The organism is Oleiphilus sp. HI0079 (assembly GCF_001635105.1).
Genome location: NZ_LWFT01000554.1, coordinates 1 through 14,828, shown reverse-complemented (window position 1 = coordinate 14,828; position 14,828 = coordinate 1). Strand labels below are relative to the sequence as shown.

The 14,828-nt window shown below is 48.7% G+C and carries 15 protein-coding genes, 1 tRNA gene and 1 pseudogene; 12 read left to right on the top strand and 5 right to left on the bottom strand.

Going from position 1 to position 14,828, the window contains the following annotated elements:
• Positions 1 to 550, bottom strand: a 550-nt coding sequence (locus A3750_RS08870; RefSeq protein WP_304440182.1) for a DNA gyrase subunit A, incomplete at its 3' end; no start/stop codon positions are given.
• A gap of 350 nt (positions 551 to 900) precedes the next feature.
• Here A3750_RS08870 and minC point away from each other — a divergent pair.
• From minC to A3750_RS08845, 5 genes are all read left to right on the top strand, one after another.
• Positions 901 to 1,677: a septum site-determining protein MinC gene (minC, locus tag A3750_RS08865; RefSeq protein WP_068458049.1), complete on the top strand. Its 777-nt coding sequence runs from the start codon at positions 901 to 903 to the stop codon at positions 1,675 to 1,677.
• Between the two features lie 95 nt (positions 1,678 to 1,772).
• Positions 1,773 to 2,591 carry a septum site-determining protein MinD gene (gene minD, locus A3750_RS08860; RefSeq protein WP_068458051.1) on the top strand — a complete coding sequence of 273 codons (819 nt, stop codon included), beginning with the start codon at positions 1,773 to 1,775 and terminating at the stop codon, positions 2,589 to 2,591.
• Positions 2,588 to 2,836: a cell division topological specificity factor MinE gene (gene minE / locus A3750_RS08855; RefSeq protein WP_068451494.1), complete on the top strand. Its 249-nt coding sequence runs from the start codon at positions 2,588 to 2,590 to the stop codon at positions 2,834 to 2,836. The genes minD and minE overlap by 4 nt, the downstream gene beginning before the upstream one ends.
• A gap of 149 nt (positions 2,837 to 2,985) precedes the next feature.
• Positions 2,986 to 3,462: an HPP family protein gene (locus tag A3750_RS08850; RefSeq protein WP_231871775.1), complete on the top strand. Its 477-nt coding sequence runs from the start codon at positions 2,986 to 2,988 to the stop codon at positions 3,460 to 3,462.
• A 68-nt stretch (positions 3,463 to 3,530) separates the two neighbouring features.
• Positions 3,531 to 4,928 (top strand): PhoH family protein, encoded by a 1,398-nt coding sequence (locus A3750_RS08845; protein WP_068452014.1) that lies wholly within the window; start codon positions 3,531 to 3,533, stop codon positions 4,926 to 4,928.
• A gap of 78 nt (positions 4,929 to 5,006) precedes the next feature.
• On the opposite strand, the gene moeB is transcribed toward A3750_RS08845, so the two are convergent.
• The 4 genes from moeB to hemA form a co-directional block, all read right to left on the bottom strand.
• A complete protein-coding gene (moeB, locus tag A3750_RS08840) occupies positions 5,007 to 5,768 on the bottom strand; it encodes a molybdopterin-synthase adenylyltransferase MoeB (RefSeq protein WP_068452017.1) in 762 nt (253 codons plus the stop codon).
• 21 nt (positions 5,769 to 5,789) lie between these two features.
• A complete protein-coding gene (gene prmC / locus A3750_RS08835) occupies positions 5,790 to 6,647 on the bottom strand; it encodes a peptide chain release factor N(5)-glutamine methyltransferase (protein WP_068452020.1) in 858 nt (285 codons plus the stop codon).
• 20 nt (positions 6,648 to 6,667) lie between these two features.
• Complete coding sequence (gene prfA, locus A3750_RS08830; RefSeq protein ID WP_068452023.1) at positions 6,668 to 7,753, bottom strand: peptide chain release factor 1; 1,086 nt, start codon at positions 7,751 to 7,753, stop codon at positions 6,668 to 6,670.
• A gap of 71 nt (positions 7,754 to 7,824) precedes the next feature.
• Entirely contained in the window at positions 7,825 to 9,084 is a 1,260-nt protein-coding gene (gene hemA, locus A3750_RS08825; protein ID WP_068452026.1) for a glutamyl-tRNA reductase, read from the bottom strand.
• A gap of 167 nt (positions 9,085 to 9,251) precedes the next feature.
• Here hemA and A3750_RS08820 point away from each other — a divergent pair, with 167 nt between their 5' ends.
• The 7 genes and pseudogenes from A3750_RS08820 to A3750_RS08790 all read left to right on the top strand — a co-directional run.
• Complete coding sequence (locus A3750_RS08820) at positions 9,252 to 11,096, top strand: tetratricopeptide repeat protein (RefSeq protein ID WP_068452029.1); 1,845 nt, start codon at positions 9,252 to 9,254, stop codon at positions 11,094 to 11,096.
• Between the two features lie 2 nt (positions 11,097 to 11,098).
• The gene (gene lolB, locus A3750_RS08815) at positions 11,099 to 11,716 is read left to right on the top strand and encodes a lipoprotein insertase outer membrane protein LolB (protein ID WP_068452033.1); all 618 of its coding nucleotides are present in this window, start codon (positions 11,099 to 11,101) and stop codon (positions 11,714 to 11,716) included.
• Positions 11,701 to 12,624 carry a 4-(cytidine 5'-diphospho)-2-C-methyl-D-erythritol kinase gene (gene ispE, locus A3750_RS08810; protein ID WP_068452036.1) on the top strand — a complete coding sequence of 308 codons (924 nt, stop codon included), beginning with the start codon at positions 11,701 to 11,703 and terminating at the stop codon, positions 12,622 to 12,624. The genes lolB and ispE overlap by 16 nt, the downstream gene beginning before the upstream one ends.
• A gap of 50 nt (positions 12,625 to 12,674) precedes the next feature.
• Positions 12,675 to 12,749, top strand: a tRNA-Gln gene (locus A3750_RS08805).
• Between the two features lie 76 nt (positions 12,750 to 12,825).
• Complete coding sequence (locus A3750_RS08800) at positions 12,826 to 13,770, top strand: ribose-phosphate pyrophosphokinase (RefSeq protein ID WP_068457307.1); 945 nt, start codon at positions 12,826 to 12,828, stop codon at positions 13,768 to 13,770.
• Between the two features lie 184 nt (positions 13,771 to 13,954).
• Entirely contained in the window at positions 13,955 to 14,593 is a 639-nt protein-coding gene (locus A3750_RS08795) for a 50S ribosomal protein L25/general stress protein Ctc (RefSeq protein ID WP_068457310.1), read from the top strand.
• Positions 14,594 to 14,651: 58 nt separating this feature from the next.
• A pseudogene (locus A3750_RS08790) lies at positions 14,652 to 14,828 on the top strand (aminoacyl-tRNA hydrolase); the annotation flags it as partial.

Sequence of the window (14,828 nt, the reverse complement as noted above, 5' to 3'; positions counted from 1 at the left end):
CCATGCCGACCGCAATGCCTGTCGTGCCATTCAACAAAAGATTTGGTAAACGAGCAGGCAAGGTCTTCGGCTCATCCATCGTTCCGTCAAAGTTCGGCGCCCAATCCACCGTCCCTTGGCCCAACTCAGCCAGCAAGACATCCGCATACGGGGCTAGTCGAGACTCCGTATAACGCATGGCCGCAAAGGACTTCGGATCATCGGCAGATCCCCAGTTCCCTTGCCCGTCAATAAGTGGGTAGCGATAACTAAACGGCTGAGCCATAAGTACCATCGCTGCATAGCAAGCACTGTCCCCATGCGGATGAAACTTGCCCAGCACATCACCCACTGTTCTGGCTGACTTTTTGTACTTAGCAGTCGATTTCAGCCCCAACTCCGACATCGCATAAACAATACGCCTCTGAACGGGCTTAAGGCCGTCACCAACATGCGGCAAAGCACGATCTAGAATGACGTACATTGAATAATCGAGATAGGCTTTTTCGGTATATTCACGAAGTGAAATTTGCTCGACACCGTCTTCGAGATTGGGAGTGTCTTGACTCATAAGACTCTGCGTTCCTTAGAGAGGGTTGGAGTTGCGATTCAGAAATGACCGACATTATATGAACCACACCTTATGCTGCATAGGTTTATTCAGCAATATGCGCTTTTCTTAATGTACTCACATAAATACCGGCGTTTGAAGGGCCCTTATATAAGTAAATTTTATAAGCGTTCATCGCGGTATCCCGCGAAGCATTACATTACTAAAAAGTCAGCTTGAAAATACAAGATTCTGTGTATTGCTCATGATATGATTCTGATCAAAGGAAGCCTTGAATGTTCTTAAAGCCTTGGCAGGCAAGGCGTTCGGCACAGCACATATAACAACAAAATTCGATGATTAGGGTGACAATGACTACGAGCGTAGATACTGACGCAGCACCTTCAGTGCATGTGGAACAAGAGAGCAGCAACAAAGCACCAAGCATAAAACTAAAAGCGTCTCTTGCACCAATGACCGCACTCGAGATCTCTGACTTCGATCCAGCACATTTTGAACAAGAACTTTCTGCCAAAGTCGCACAAGCCCCTGGCTTTTTTGAGAATTTGCCCGTCGTTATAGGCCTCGAAAAGTACGCCTCGTCATCACTGGATTTCGAACAACTGCTTAGAATATGTAAGGCACACTCTGTAAAAGCGATCGGCGTTCGCGGTGCGAGCCTTGAGCTTCAAGAACAGGCCAGAGCATTTGATTTGGGAATACTGGCAAAGCAGAAAGAGAAGAGCCCGGCATACGACAGCGATGAACTCGCCGCACCAGAACCGGCTCCAGCGCCAGAAGCACAAACCATCGTGCAAGCAAGCAAAGTTATTCAGCATCCTATTCGCTCCGGGCAGCAAGTATATGCAGCCGATGGCGACTTAATCATTTTAGCTTCAGTCAGCGCAGGTGCTGAAATTCTGGCTGATGGCAACATTCATGTATACGGAACCCTTCGCGGACGCGCTCTGGCCGGAGTTAAAGGCAATACGTCAGCACGCGTCTTTTGTCACAGCATGGCCGCTGAACTCGTTTCAGTTGCAGGGCAATACAAAATTAGCGAAGACATTCCAAGCTCTGCGCTCGGCAAACCTTGCCAAGTGTATCTTGAAGACGAATCACTAAAATTTAAAGAACTGGAGTATTAATACTCTTTAAAGTCAAAGGTGCCAAAAAAGAGCACCCGAGGAGAGCATCAGAAAATGCCCTTCTTCAAACAACATAGCAACACGGGAATAAAACATTGGCTAAGATAATTGTTATCACGTCAGGCAAAGGCGGAGTCGGAAAAACGACCAGCAGTGCATCTATCTCTACAGGTTTGGCGCTGAAAGGGCATAAAACCGTTGTCATCGATTTTGATGTAGGCTTGCGTAACCTTGACCTCATTATGAATTGTGAACGCCGAGTGGTATACGACTTCGTAAATGTCATTAACAACGAGGCGACACTCAACCAAGCTCTCATAAAAGACAAGCACAACGAGAATTTATACATCCTCCCTGCTTCGCAAACGCGCGACAAAGATGCACTCACGCAGGATGGAGTAGAACGCGTTCTTAACGAGCTATCAGAGCGCTTCGACTTCATTATTTGTGACTCGCCTGCCGGTATCGAGCACGGCGCCCAAATGGCGCTCTATTTTGCTGACGAAGCCATCGTTGTTACCAACCCAGAAGTATCATCAGTGCGCGACTCAGACCGCATACTCGGAATACTCCAGAGCAAATCCCGACGCGCAGAACAAGGCGAATCTGTCAAAGAGCATTTGCTGCTTACTCGCTACAACCCAACACGTGTAGAGAAAGGCGAGATGCTGGGCGTAGAAGACGTCAAAGACATTCTAGCTATTAAGCTGCTTGGTGTGATCCCAGAATCGCCGGCCGTACTTTCCTCTTCTAATTCAGGCGTGCCGGTTATTCACGACCAAACAACAGATGCAGGACAAGCTTACGACGATGCCGTAGAGCGCCTGCTAGGCAAGGAAGTGCCGCACCGTTTCCTATCCGCTGAAAAGAAAGGCTTCTTCAAGCGCATGTTTAAGGGGACTGCGACAGCATGAGTTTTCTAGATTATTTTAAGAGCACCAAGAAGAACACCGCTTCGATAGCAAAGGAACGCTTACAAATAATCGTCGCTCACGAGCGAGGCCAGCGGGAACAACCTGATTATCTGCCCATGCTTCAGCAAGAAATACTTGAAGTTATCCGCAAATATGTCTCGGTTAATCAAGATCAGGTTCAGGTTATGCTGGATAAGAACGATGACTGCTCTGTTCTTGAGCTCAACGTAACGCTTCCTGAATAACGCGCACAAAAAGAAGGAAAGTAAGCTCGTGCACTTGAGCAAGCCCGGCCGGCAGCAATGCCAAAGCCCTATCACCAAGTGTACGCGCTTTAAATGACTGCAATCAGCAATGGATATTCATTAGGTTAACACTACAAGGCCGCGAGACCGTGACAAATAACAGCCTAACCGCCAAGGACATCATGACACCGAACGTGAAATCGGTTCCGCAAAGCTGGACGATGGAGCGCTTCAAAAAATTCCTCAGTGATAATGACATTATCGGCAGCCCAGTCGCCAACGAAGACGGCCAGATAGTCGGCATTGCCACGCTGAAAGATATTGCTGAGTTCCATTTTGACGCCTCAAGCTCGCAATATGAGGGCGAGATGAGCGAAGAAGAGCAGCAAGAAGTTCGTCGTCTACGCATGATGATTTTTGAAGGCCTAGCGAGCATGCCTGTTGAAGTCGGCGACATCATGACACCTAGTCTTGTTTCTGTTCAGGAAAACACCGCCGTAAAAGACGTTGCCGAACTCATGATGAACGAACACTTGCACAGAGTATTCGTCAAAAATGGCGATGAAGTCAGCGGAATAATTACCACCTATGATCTACTCAAGATCATTGTTGAGCAACTTAGCTAAAAAGTGCGCGCAAAAGAGCGGGAGGGACGCGACGTTTAAACTATTAACCTACTCAGCAGGATTTAAAGATGGTTATAAGCAACAACAAAAGCGATAACAAAGTCTACGTACTTGATACCAATGTTCTTTTACACGAGCCTGAGTCAATATTTAAGTTCGAAGAGCAAACTGTATTTATCCCTCTTAGAGTTCTTGAAGAGCTCGACTCCCACAAACGCGGTCAACGCGATACCGCCCGCAATGCGCGCCAAGCGCACCGCTACCTCGATGAGATACTCTCAAGAGCGGACATCGACAAGCTCAATGAGGGGATTGCGCTTGATGGCGGCGGGAAGTTGGTTTTTCAAACCTTTGAAAAAGAACGACAAACCGTCGCCGACAACGAAATCATTCAGGTCACTCAAGAACTAAAAGAAAAATTTGCAAGCCAGGATATCTCCGTTGTTCTCGTCACCAAAGACATCAACATGCGCATCAAAGCCATTGTTTTGGGCATTGTCTCCGAAGATTATCGAAACGATCAGGTTGCCAATGTTGGTGACGAAACACTGTTTGGCGGGCAGATAGAAATTACGGATGACATGTGGGAAGCCACGGGTGTCGATATCCAGATAGACCGAGAAGACTCACCAGATGTCGGCACTATCATTATTTACCATGTTACGGCCCCTTGGATTGGCAACTGGCCAATTAACACGCACATTTATTCAGACTCGACGAGCCAACAAAACTTTCGCGGCATCCTCAGAAAGATCGAAGGCTCCACCGCATCGATTGAGATACTTCCGGATTTTGAACAGCAATATCATTGCTGGGGCATACAAGCGCGAAATAAAGAGCAGAACTATGCCCTCTCCATTTTGACCGATCCTGAGATCGATTTTGTCACTATTGCGGGCGATGCCGGTACTGGTAAAACCCTACTAACACTGGCCGCGGCGCTGCAGCTTTGCTACGAAGATAAATTCTACGATGAGATTATTGTCACTCGCGCCACGGTTCCAATGGGCGAAGATATCGGCTTTTTACCTGGTGAGGAAGAGGCAAAAATAGAACCGTGGATGGGCGCGATTACCGACGCCCTAGAAACTCTCAGCGCAAGCCCTGAAGGCAACGACTTTGAGCGAAAATCCGGCCTTGAGTTTTTGAAGAACCGCGTAAAAATAAAAAGCTCGAGCTTTATGCGCGGCCGAAGCTTTTCAGGCAAGTTCTTCTTAATTGACGAGGCACAAAACCTAACGGCAGCCCAAATGCTTGGCCTAATCTCACGAGCGGGACCAGGCACCAAAGTTGTTGCAATAGGCAACCTGAAGCAAATCGATACGCCCTACTTAAGCGCATCAACCAGCGGCTTCAGCTACGCCATTGACCGCATGCGCAATTGGGAGCACTACGCGCACATCACACTCAAGAGCGTAGAGCGCTCTCGTTTGGCCGATTACGTCGCATCCAACTTCCACGATTGAGCACACAGGAGATAGAGGTTGAGAAAGAAGGGGTTGAGCAGGCCAGAGCCTTTCTCAACCCCTTCTTCGTGCATGAGATTACCTTGAACAAACCGGACACGCAGGGTTTTTAGGCAAGTTCAAACGTCGCCAAGACATCGAAAGCGCATCATAAACCAAGAGCTTCCCTGCACTTGGCTCCCCGAAGCCCGCGATCAACTTTATCGCTTCAAGCGCCTGCATCGAACCGATCACACCAACCAACGGGGCAAGCACTCCCGTTGTAGAACAGTTGAGGTCATCCTCGCCATCTTCAGAGTATAAACACCGATAACAGGGTGACTTAGCGTCTCGCGGATCGTAAACCGCCAACTGCCCTTCCATACGAATTGCTGCACCAGAGACCAGCGGAACGCCCGAAGCAACACACAAGCGATTCACTGCAAAACGAGTATCAAAGTTATCACTACAATCAAGAACCACATCAAAATCTGTAAAACGCTCTTGCCACCCCTCTTCGTCAAAGCGCTCCGACAACGCATCAACCAGACACTGCGGGTTAATCGCCGTGATACTGCTCTTCGCAGATTTAACCTTACTCTGGCCGAGCGAGCTCTCTTGATGCGCGATCTGTCGCTGAAGATTGCTCAGCTCGACAACATCGTCATCAACCAGCGTCATTTTACCGAGACCGGCTGCCGCTAAATAAAGCGCCGCCGGAGAGCCCAAACCACCAGCGCCAATGATCAGCGCATGCGCATTCGTAAGCCGTAATTGGCCAGCGACGTCAAAGCCGGGCAGCATCAATTGCCGGCTGTAGCGTAAAAGCGCGTCATCATTTAGGGTGCCTTGCTTATTCATTGTCCGCTCTTCACTTTGATTTCAATACCTTTGAAAACGTGCCGAGGTGAACCGGTCATTACCACCATAGTCTTTGTGTGTTTGTAACTGGTCATAGCCAAGCCCCTCAAGCAACTCTCGCAAACGTGCACCCTGCTCAAACCCGTGTTCCAAACATAAGGTGCCGCCCGATGTAAGATATGCTTTCGCTTCGTTAGCAATATGGACTAAATCGGCAAAGCCATGGTCTTCAGCCACCAGCGCCGATTTTGGCTCAAAACGCACATCACCCTGATCTAGGTGATGATCTTGCGCATCGATATAGGGAGGATTACTGACGATGAGACCAAAGCGTTGACTAGAGTTATTTGACGACGGCTTTTGCAGCGCAGAAAACCATGAGCCAACAGAGAAGTGCACATTATGAACATCGTGCTTTTGCGCATTTCTTTTCGCCAGCTCTACAATGTTTTCAGAAACATCCGTTGCCACCACTGCCCAAAGAGGCCGCTCAACGGCGACAGCTAGCGCGATGGCTCCTGTTCCTGTTCCCAGATCAAGCATTCGTATTGGGTTACGATCGAAGCTGTTGAGAATGAATTCAACTAAACACTCTGTGTCGGGTCGAGGAATCAAAGTATCCGGTGATACTTCCAGGTCGAGCGACCAAAAGCCTCTCGAACCAACCAGGTGCGCGACGGGTGTGCCCAACTTACGCTGCTCTATCAATTGATAGAATCGGTGCGCCTGAGCATCGGATAACATTCTCTCTGGCCAAGTTCGCAAATACGTAGAGTCAACCTCAAGCACTGCACAAAGAAGCTCACGCACATCGACGTCGGGCGCCTCACTCACTAGATCTGCACTATAACCTAAGGCATCAGCAATGGTTAGCGACATGACAGTACACAACAAGAGCGCTAGCCCTCGTTAATACTCGCGAGCAGTTCAGCCTGATGCTCCTGCAACAGAGGATCAATAATCACCCCAAGATCACCCTCCATGACCTCTGCCAACTTGTACAAGGTTAAATTGATGCGATGATCGGTGACACGCCCTTGCGGATAGTTATAGGTTCGAATACGCTCAGAACGATCACCACTACCCACCAAGCTCTTACGCTGGCTGGATTGCTCGGCCGCTGCGGCTTCTTGCTCAGCACTTAACAGTTTAGATGCAAGCAAGGTCATCGCCTTTGCCTTGTTCTTGTGTTGCGATCGCTCGTCCTGACACTCAACGACAACACCGGTTGGCAAGTGGGTAATACGAATTGCAGAATCTGTTTTGTTGACGTGCTGACCACCCGCACCAGAGGCACGAAACGTATCAATCCGAAGATCAGCCTTATTGATTTCCACATCATCCACTGACTCAATCTCAGGCATAACGGCAACCGTACACGCAGACGTATGAATGCGGCCCTGCGATTCTGTCTCTGGTACGCGCTGCACTCGATGCGCTCCAGATTCAAATTTCAGCGCACCAAATACACCATCGCCAATCACGCGAGTAATAATCTCCTTGTATCCGCCATGCTCACCCAAGCTTTCGCTGACGACTTCCATTTTCCAACGTCTTTGCTCTGCATAACGAGAGTACATGCGAAAAAGGTCCCCAGAAAAAATCGCCGCCTCATCACCACCTGTGCCAGCTCTAATTTCAAGAAACACGTTGTTACCATCGTTTGGATCTTTTGGCAGTAAAAGTACCTGCAACTCGTCCGTCAGGCCGACCAGGTTTTCTTGCGCAGCCGACAACTCCTCTTGCGCCATTTCACGCATATCGGCATCGCCATCGGACATAAGCGCTTTCGCTTCTTCAATGTCATCCTGCGCCTGTCGATATCGGCCATAGCACTGAACAACCGGCTCCAACTCCGAGTATTCCTTTGAGTAGTCTCGGAACTTGTTTTGATCTGAGATCACGCTAGGATCACTCAAAAGTGCACCAAGCTCCTCATAGCGATCGGTTATTTCATCAAGCCGAAGCAACAATGATTCTTTCATATTTAAATATTCGCTCAAATAAAATCGGGGAGAGTTTAGCACCGCACATCGCTAGGGCGAAATCGTGCGAGCTAAGGGCCATCCAGCTTAAAAAGGTTGAGTAACAAGTTTGCGGTTTCGGGCTTACCAGCGGCAGCATCATCTCGCACAGAAACCGTAGGTTCGTGAAGCAATTTTTGAGTCAAGCCACGCGATAACACACGAATCACCTGCTCCGGATCGCTTCCTTGTTGCAACGATGAAAGCGCTTTTTCCAATTCTGTCTGACGGATCGTTTCGGCATGCGCTCTAAAACGTCGCAGCCCCTCGCCCGCATTGGAGACACGCATATCGCTCAAAAAACGTGACACGCCGCTCTCGATAATGGCCTCCGCCTCCTGAGCCGCTTGCTCGCGTGCGCGCTTGTTCTCGTCAATCACGTCACTCAAGTCATCAACGGTATAAAGGTACACATCTGCTAAGTCAGCGACTTGGGGCTCAATATCTCTGGGAACGGCAATGTCTACCATAAAAAAGGGGCGATGCTTACGCAGTTTCAAGGCGCGCTCTACTGCCCCCTTACCCAGAATAGGCAACGGGCTCGCCGTCGAGGAAATCACAATATCTGCCTCGACCAACAAATCCGGGATATCTCCCAGCAATGCTGCATGGCCACCCACGTCTTCCGCTAGATCCTGAGCTCGCGCCAACGTCCGGTTAGCCACTGTAATGTTCTTTATCCCGGCCTGCTGAAGATGTTTGGCCACCAGCTCCGTCGTTTTACCCGCCCCTATCAGCAAGGCATTACTTTGATCAAGCTTACCAAACAACTGCCGAGCAAGTGCAACCGAAGTCGCTGCGACCGACACGGCACTTTCGCCAATTGCCGTATCCGTTCTCACCTGCTTCGCTGTCGAAAAACTCATCTCAAACAGACGCCCTAGACGACCAGTGACCGATCCGACTTCTAGCGCACTGGCATACGCAGACTTAAGCTGGCCAAGAATCTGCGGCTCGCCCAAAACAAGAGACTCAAGCCCCGCCGCGACCCGCATAACATGCCGCACGGCAAGATCATCCTTTAGGCAAAAACTAACACCATCGATCTCTGAGGCTGGAATTGCATGATGTTCCGACAACCAACGCACCATGTCTGGCGCATGAAAATCCGCTTGCGTATGACAATAAATCTCGGTGCGATTGCAGGTTGATAAAATCACACCCTCACTCACCTTGGGCTGCGAAACAAGCGCCCGCAGAGAACTCGCCAGGTTATCCGCATCAAATGCGACCTGTTCCCTGAAGTCTACCGAGGCTGTTTTATGATTGATGCCAAAGGCAAGGATTGACATTGAGATCCGAAATTGAGAATTAAATCGCTATTTTACAAAGAGCTTGCCAAATATGCTACGCGAATTACGCATTGTATCGGGCATGAAGTTGACAGCAAACCGCCGTGTGTCATGATACCGAGCTAACCGTCATTTAGACATCGAAAACCTATTGTAAGAGATTTCCTTTGAAACTACTCCGTTTTACTTTGCGTTTCGTGCTTGTTTTACACATTTTACTCGCATCGGGTTGTGCAAGCCTTCTGAACAAATCAAGCGCCACATCCGTNGACGCTGAATCCGCCCCCAAAAGCGAAGAGAACGACATTGAATATGCGGATTTTTCGATTGAGCAAGACACGCTTTATGACCTTCTCGTAGCGGAGATTGCCTCACAACGAGATCAGTTTGATATTACTCTGGTGAACTACATTCATCAGGCGCAAATGACGCGAGATCCAGCTGTCATACTCAGAGCCATTAATGCTGCACAGATTGCCAAAGACTCCGAAGCCATCAAAGAACTCACGCTTATTTGGCTAGAAGAAGAACCCGACAACATCTCCGCACACCAAATCTTGGCATATCAATACTCTGTCGACCGCGCATTCCCCGAAGCTATCGATCAAATTGCTAAGATTCTCGAGCTAGGCGGCAAGACCAGCGTTGAAGCGCTCGCCATCAGCTCAGCTCAGGCCAGCGAAGAAGAAAAACAGGAGCTGCTTGAACTGTACACGCAACTGCTTGAGCAGTTTCCCGACAGCTGGGAGGTTCGATATAGCCTTGCGCTCGTCCACCGAAATTTGAAGCAGTGCGACATTGCGATAGAACAACTTGAACAAGTTATTGATGCGCAGCCTGAATTTCAACAAGCGTTTATCGTGAAGGCGAACTGCCTTAGCGAGCTAGGAAAAAAAGACGAAGCGCTCGCCTATGCGGAACAAAGCTTTAACCAATTCCCCGAAAACAACGCGCTCGGCAGACTTTACGCTAGCCTTCTTATTGAAAAGGGCGACACGCAAGCAGCCGAAGGCGTTTTCGCGACCCTTCTTGAATACTACCCCGACTCAGCAAGCCTAACGCTGTCACACGCCCTTCTAATGCTTGAAAATAAGAAAGTGGAAGATGCAAAGAGCGCCTTTGAAGAGCTAACCGCCTCCCCTACCCACAGCAGCGACGCTTACTATTACCTTGGGAGAATCGCGGAGCAACAAGATCAACCTGAAGAAGCCATTACGCAGTACCAGAATGTAGCCCCAAGTTCGCACTACAATACCGCGATCGAGCGCTATGTATACCTGCTCAGCAAGCAAGAGCGAATGGATGAAGCATTAGAACGACTTGCCCTATTACGACAAGATCAACCCAGAAATGCTCAAAAGCTGTGGTTGATTCAGTATCAACTTCTAAACACCTTTGACAAGACTGATATGGCGCTTGATGGGCTAAACCAAGCACTAACCCAATTCCCAGAAGATGAGTCCCTTTTGTATGCGAGAGCGATGCATTATGACGGTACCGGCGAAATCGAGCTGATGGAGCAAGACCTGCGAAAAATCATCACCAAGAATCCAAGAAACGCCGTTGCGCTAAATGCGCTTGGATATACCCTCGCAGACAAAACAGATCGCCTTGAAGAAGCCCTGCAGCTCATCACGCTGGCGCTCGCGCTTCGCCCTGATAACCCAGCGATCATGGACAGCATGGGCTGGGCACTGTTTAAGCTCGGCAAGAACGAAGAAGCACTCGCGCTTTTAAGTAAAGCTTACATCAACTACCCCGATGGAGAAGTCGGTGCACATCTAGGCGAAGTACTATGGGTTGAAGGCAAAACCGAGGAAGCCAAAAAAGTTTGGAACAACAGCCTGCGCCAGCAACCAGACCATCCTGTGCTTCGCGCAACGTTAGAACGACTTGCTCCAGAGATGCTTGAAGACCTTAATGACACGGCAGAGCCGAACGATGAGAATACTGAGGCAACTGACTCTGCCCCAGCTTCAGATGCGCAAGAGACCAACCAGGCGGAAGAATAATCGTGGCGACTAGAAGTTTTGGATGCCCTATCATTACGGCTGCTCTCATCGTAGCATTAAGCATTACGAGCGGCTGCGCATCCAATTTTATTGAATATTCCGGCGACGAAAGCCCCAAGGTTCTTCGAGAAAAACTCTATCAAATTGAAGACTTTCAGCTCTCCGGAAAGCTCGGCTTTCGAAATACGGACGAAGCCTTTAGCGTTGCTATCAACACCTGGAAACAGACGGCAGATCAATACGACATTCAACTCAGCTCTACTTTTCTTGGACTCGGTTCAGTCAATATTCTAGGCACGCCCACCTGGATTGAGATTAACGAGAGCGGAGAAGAGCCAATCCAATCGCCCTACCCTAATGAAGCGCTAGAGCAATTGCTTGGGATGCCTCTTCCTGTTCAAAGAATTCGCTACTGGATAAAAGGAGTACCCGCACCCCAGTCATCCGCAATAGAGGTCAAAGATGAGCGGGGGCTTGTGTCTTCAATTACCCAAGATCAATGGATGATTGAACTGGACCGATACCACGACGTAAATGGCCTACCTTTACCCAGCAGAATAAAAATTAATCGCGATGGCACACGAATCACACTAGCGGTCAGTCAATGGTCGATACTTTAAGAAACGAGAACCGACTCTCCAACATACCGCTAACGCTAGAATTACCAGCGCCGGCAAAACTCAATCTTTTTCTGCACATTACCGGAAGAAGGGAAGACGGCTACCATGAATTGCAGACAGCATTTCAAATACTCAACTTCGGCGATACACTCCAGTTTGAGCGGACCACCGACAACCAAATAACAGTACTCCCTGCAATCCCTAATCTGCCGCAAGAAGAGAACTTAATCTACAAAGCCGCGCACTTACTAAAGCCTTTTAACAAACGAAAATATGGCGCTCGCATCACGCTCGCTAAAAGACTCCCAATGGGTGGTGGTGTTGGTGGCGGAAGTTCCGATGCCGCATCTACCCTGCTTGGACTAAATTTACTTTGGGACTGCAGCCTGAGCCGGAATGAACTAAGCACACTCGGCTTGCAATTAGGTGCGGACGTTCCCGTCTTTATTAACGGTAAAACCGCATTTGCGGAAGGCGTTGGAGAGCAACTTCATGATCTAAAAACCCCCTCTTTGTGGTACGTCGTACTTAGCCCAAAAGTACACGTCAGCACCGCTCAAATTTTTTCAAATGAACTGTTGACAAGAGACACCCCAAAGATGAAAATAGCGCCCGCTTTGGAGGGGCAAGCGCTCGACAGGCTTCACAATGATTGTGAACCGCTCGTTGCGAAACTCTACCCCGAAATTCAGTCAGCTTTAGATTGGTTAAGCCAATTCGGCCAAGCCAAGATGACGGGAACCGGAGCATGTTGTTTTTGCGCTCTGTCTTCAGAAGCAGAAGCAAGACAGGTTTTGAATGAAGCTAATCCTAAATTCAAAGGCTTTATAGCCAAGGGAGTCTCACTCTCTCCTGCAATAAAAAGGCTAAGTGAAGCTGAGAGGTTCGCAACGAATCCCTCGAAATGAAAGCTCAACAATTTGAGCTATAGTAATGGCTTCGTTTAAGTCCAGATTACTGGGGTATCGCCAAGCGGTAAGGCAACGGGTTTTGATCCCGTCATGCGGAGGTTCGAATCCTCCTACCCCAGCCATATTTCTTACACCCTTAGACGAAAACGCGCATAGTCCAACGCTACAAGCAGCTCTGAAACGAGGTAAGCTCTTCCCATGTCTAAAATGATGGTCTTCACAGGTAATGCTAATCGAGATCTAGCCCAGAAAGTTGTTGATAATCTACGCCTACCTCTGGGTAACGCGAAGGTCAACAAATTCAGCGACGGCGAAGTAGCGGTTGAAATCAACGAGAACGTCCGAGGTAAAGACGTTTTCATTATACAACCAACCTGTAACCCGACTAACGACAACCTAATGGAACTGATTGTGATGACGGACGCTTTGCGTCGCGCATCAGCCGGTCGAATTACGGCCGTTGTCCCATACTTTGGTTATGCACGTCAGGATCGACGAGTTCGCTCCATGCGCGTTCCGATCACCGCAAAAGTAGTCGCTGATATGATCACGGGCGCCGGCATCGACAGACTATTAACCGTCGACCTGCACGCCGATCAGATTCAAGGCTTTTTCGACATTCCGGTAGACAACATATACGCCACACCAATTCTCGTTGACGACATTATGCAGCGTTTCAATGACGACTTTATGGTTGTGAGCCCCGATGTTGGTGGCGTAGTGCGAGCACGTGCAATGGCAAAACGCGTCGGTGATGTCGACTTGGCCATCATCGACAAACGCCGCCCGAACGCAAACATCTCTCAGGTCATGCACATCATCGGTGACGTTAAAGACAAGAAATGCTTGCTCATCGATGACATCGTTGATACCGCAGGCACGCTTTGCAAGGCAGCAGAAGCACTAAAAGAGAAAGGCGCAAAAGAAGTCTACGCCTACATCACGCACCCCGTCTTGTCCGGCCCTGCGATTGAAAATATCGAAAACAGCACATTGGACACATTGATTGTCACAGATACGATCCCACTGAGTGACAAAGCCGCAAAATGTGGTAAGATTCGCCCCCTTACGATTTCAGGCCTCATTGCAGAGTCAATTAGACGGATCAGCAATGAAGAGTCGATTAGTGCATTGTTTGATTAGCTGAAGGCTAACAAGGCTTTACCTAGCGAAAGCTAAAGAGCCAAAACGCACTAAAAAATTTTGATGAATCCGCACTGCAGATTTATCAAAACACCGAAAAGCACATTGGTGCTTTTTTTCGTTTTAAAAAGCAAGTGATGAGTCTGGTCGCGGACTTGTTACAACGCATATTGAGGAAAGAAAAATGAGTAATTCATTTGTTGTAGAAGCAGAGCTTCGAGAAGATCAGGGGAAAGGTGCGAGCCGCCGCCTGCGTCGCCTTGAAGGTAAAGTACCTGCTATTTTGTACGGCACGAAAGCAAAAAATCCAGTTTCACTTAGCATTCCTGCTAACAAACTACGTCGCGCCCTTGAAGAAGAAGCATTCTACTCTCACATTCTTACCGTTAAATTTGACGGCAAGGAAGAGAGCGCAATTCTTAAAGATCTTCAGCGTCATCCTTCTACCAATGAAGTAATGCACGCCGACTTCTTGCGCGTAACTAAAAACCAAGCTATCCACGTTAACGTCCCTCTCCACTTCTTGAACGAAGAAGCGTGTGAAGGCGTTAAAATGGGCGGCGGTAAGGTCCAGCACCAGATGACTGACGTTGAGATCATCTGTTTGCCTGCAGATCTTCCTGAGTACCTTGAAGTAGACATGATTGACGTTAACGTTGATCAAATCGTTCACTTGTCAGACATCGTTCTGCCAAAAGGCGTAACGATTGCAGCCCTTCAACAAGGTGCTGATCACGATCTACCAGTTTGTTCTGTACACAAGCCTAAGGGCGTTGCAGAAGAATCTGAAGAATCATCTGAAGAAGGTGACGCAGAAGAATAAGCTCTACCCAGAGCGACTTCTTCTTGGTACTGGCTAGGGTATTTGCGGAACATCAGCAATGACACAACAGATCAAGCTGATCGTCGGACTCGGTAACCCCGGGAAAGAATACGCATCTACCCGCCATAACGCTGGTGCCATTTTTGTAGAAGCGCTTGCAACCCAAGCGCTTCAAACCCTAAAACCTGAGAGCAAATTCCACGGCCTGTATTCAAAGGCAACCATCTCAGGCCAA

Coding starts and splice junctions, on each gene's coding strand:
- minC (WP_068458049.1), top strand. CDS start 901: ATGACTACGAGCGTAGATACTGACGCAGCACCTTCAGTGCATGTGGAA.
- minE (WP_068451494.1), top strand. CDS start 2,588: ATGAGTTTTCTAGATTATTTTAAGAGCACCAAGAAGAACACCGCTTCG.
- A3750_RS08845 (WP_068452014.1), top strand. CDS start 3,531: ATGGTTATAAGCAACAACAAAAGCGATAACAAAGTCTACGTACTTGAT.
- moeB (WP_068452017.1), bottom strand. CDS start 5,768: ATGAATAAGCAAGGCACCCTAAATGATGACGCGCTTTTACGCTACAGC.
- prmC (WP_068452020.1), bottom strand. CDS start 6,647: ATGTCGCTAACCATTGCTGATGCCTTAGGTTATAGTGCAGATCTAGTG.
- prfA (WP_068452023.1), bottom strand. CDS start 7,753: ATGAAAGAATCATTGTTGCTTCGGCTTGATGAAATAACCGATCGCTAT.
- hemA (WP_068452026.1), bottom strand. CDS start 9,084: ATGTCAATCCTTGCCTTTGGCATCAATCATAAAACAGCCTCGGTAGAC.
- ispE (WP_068452036.1), top strand. CDS start 11,701: ATGGTCGATACTTTAAGAAACGAGAACCGACTCTCCAACATACCGCTA.
- A3750_RS08800 (WP_068457307.1), top strand. CDS start 12,826: ATGTCTAAAATGATGGTCTTCACAGGTAATGCTAATCGAGATCTAGCC.
- A3750_RS08795 (WP_068457310.1), top strand. CDS start 13,955: ATGAGTAATTCATTTGTTGTAGAAGCAGAGCTTCGAGAAGATCAGGGG.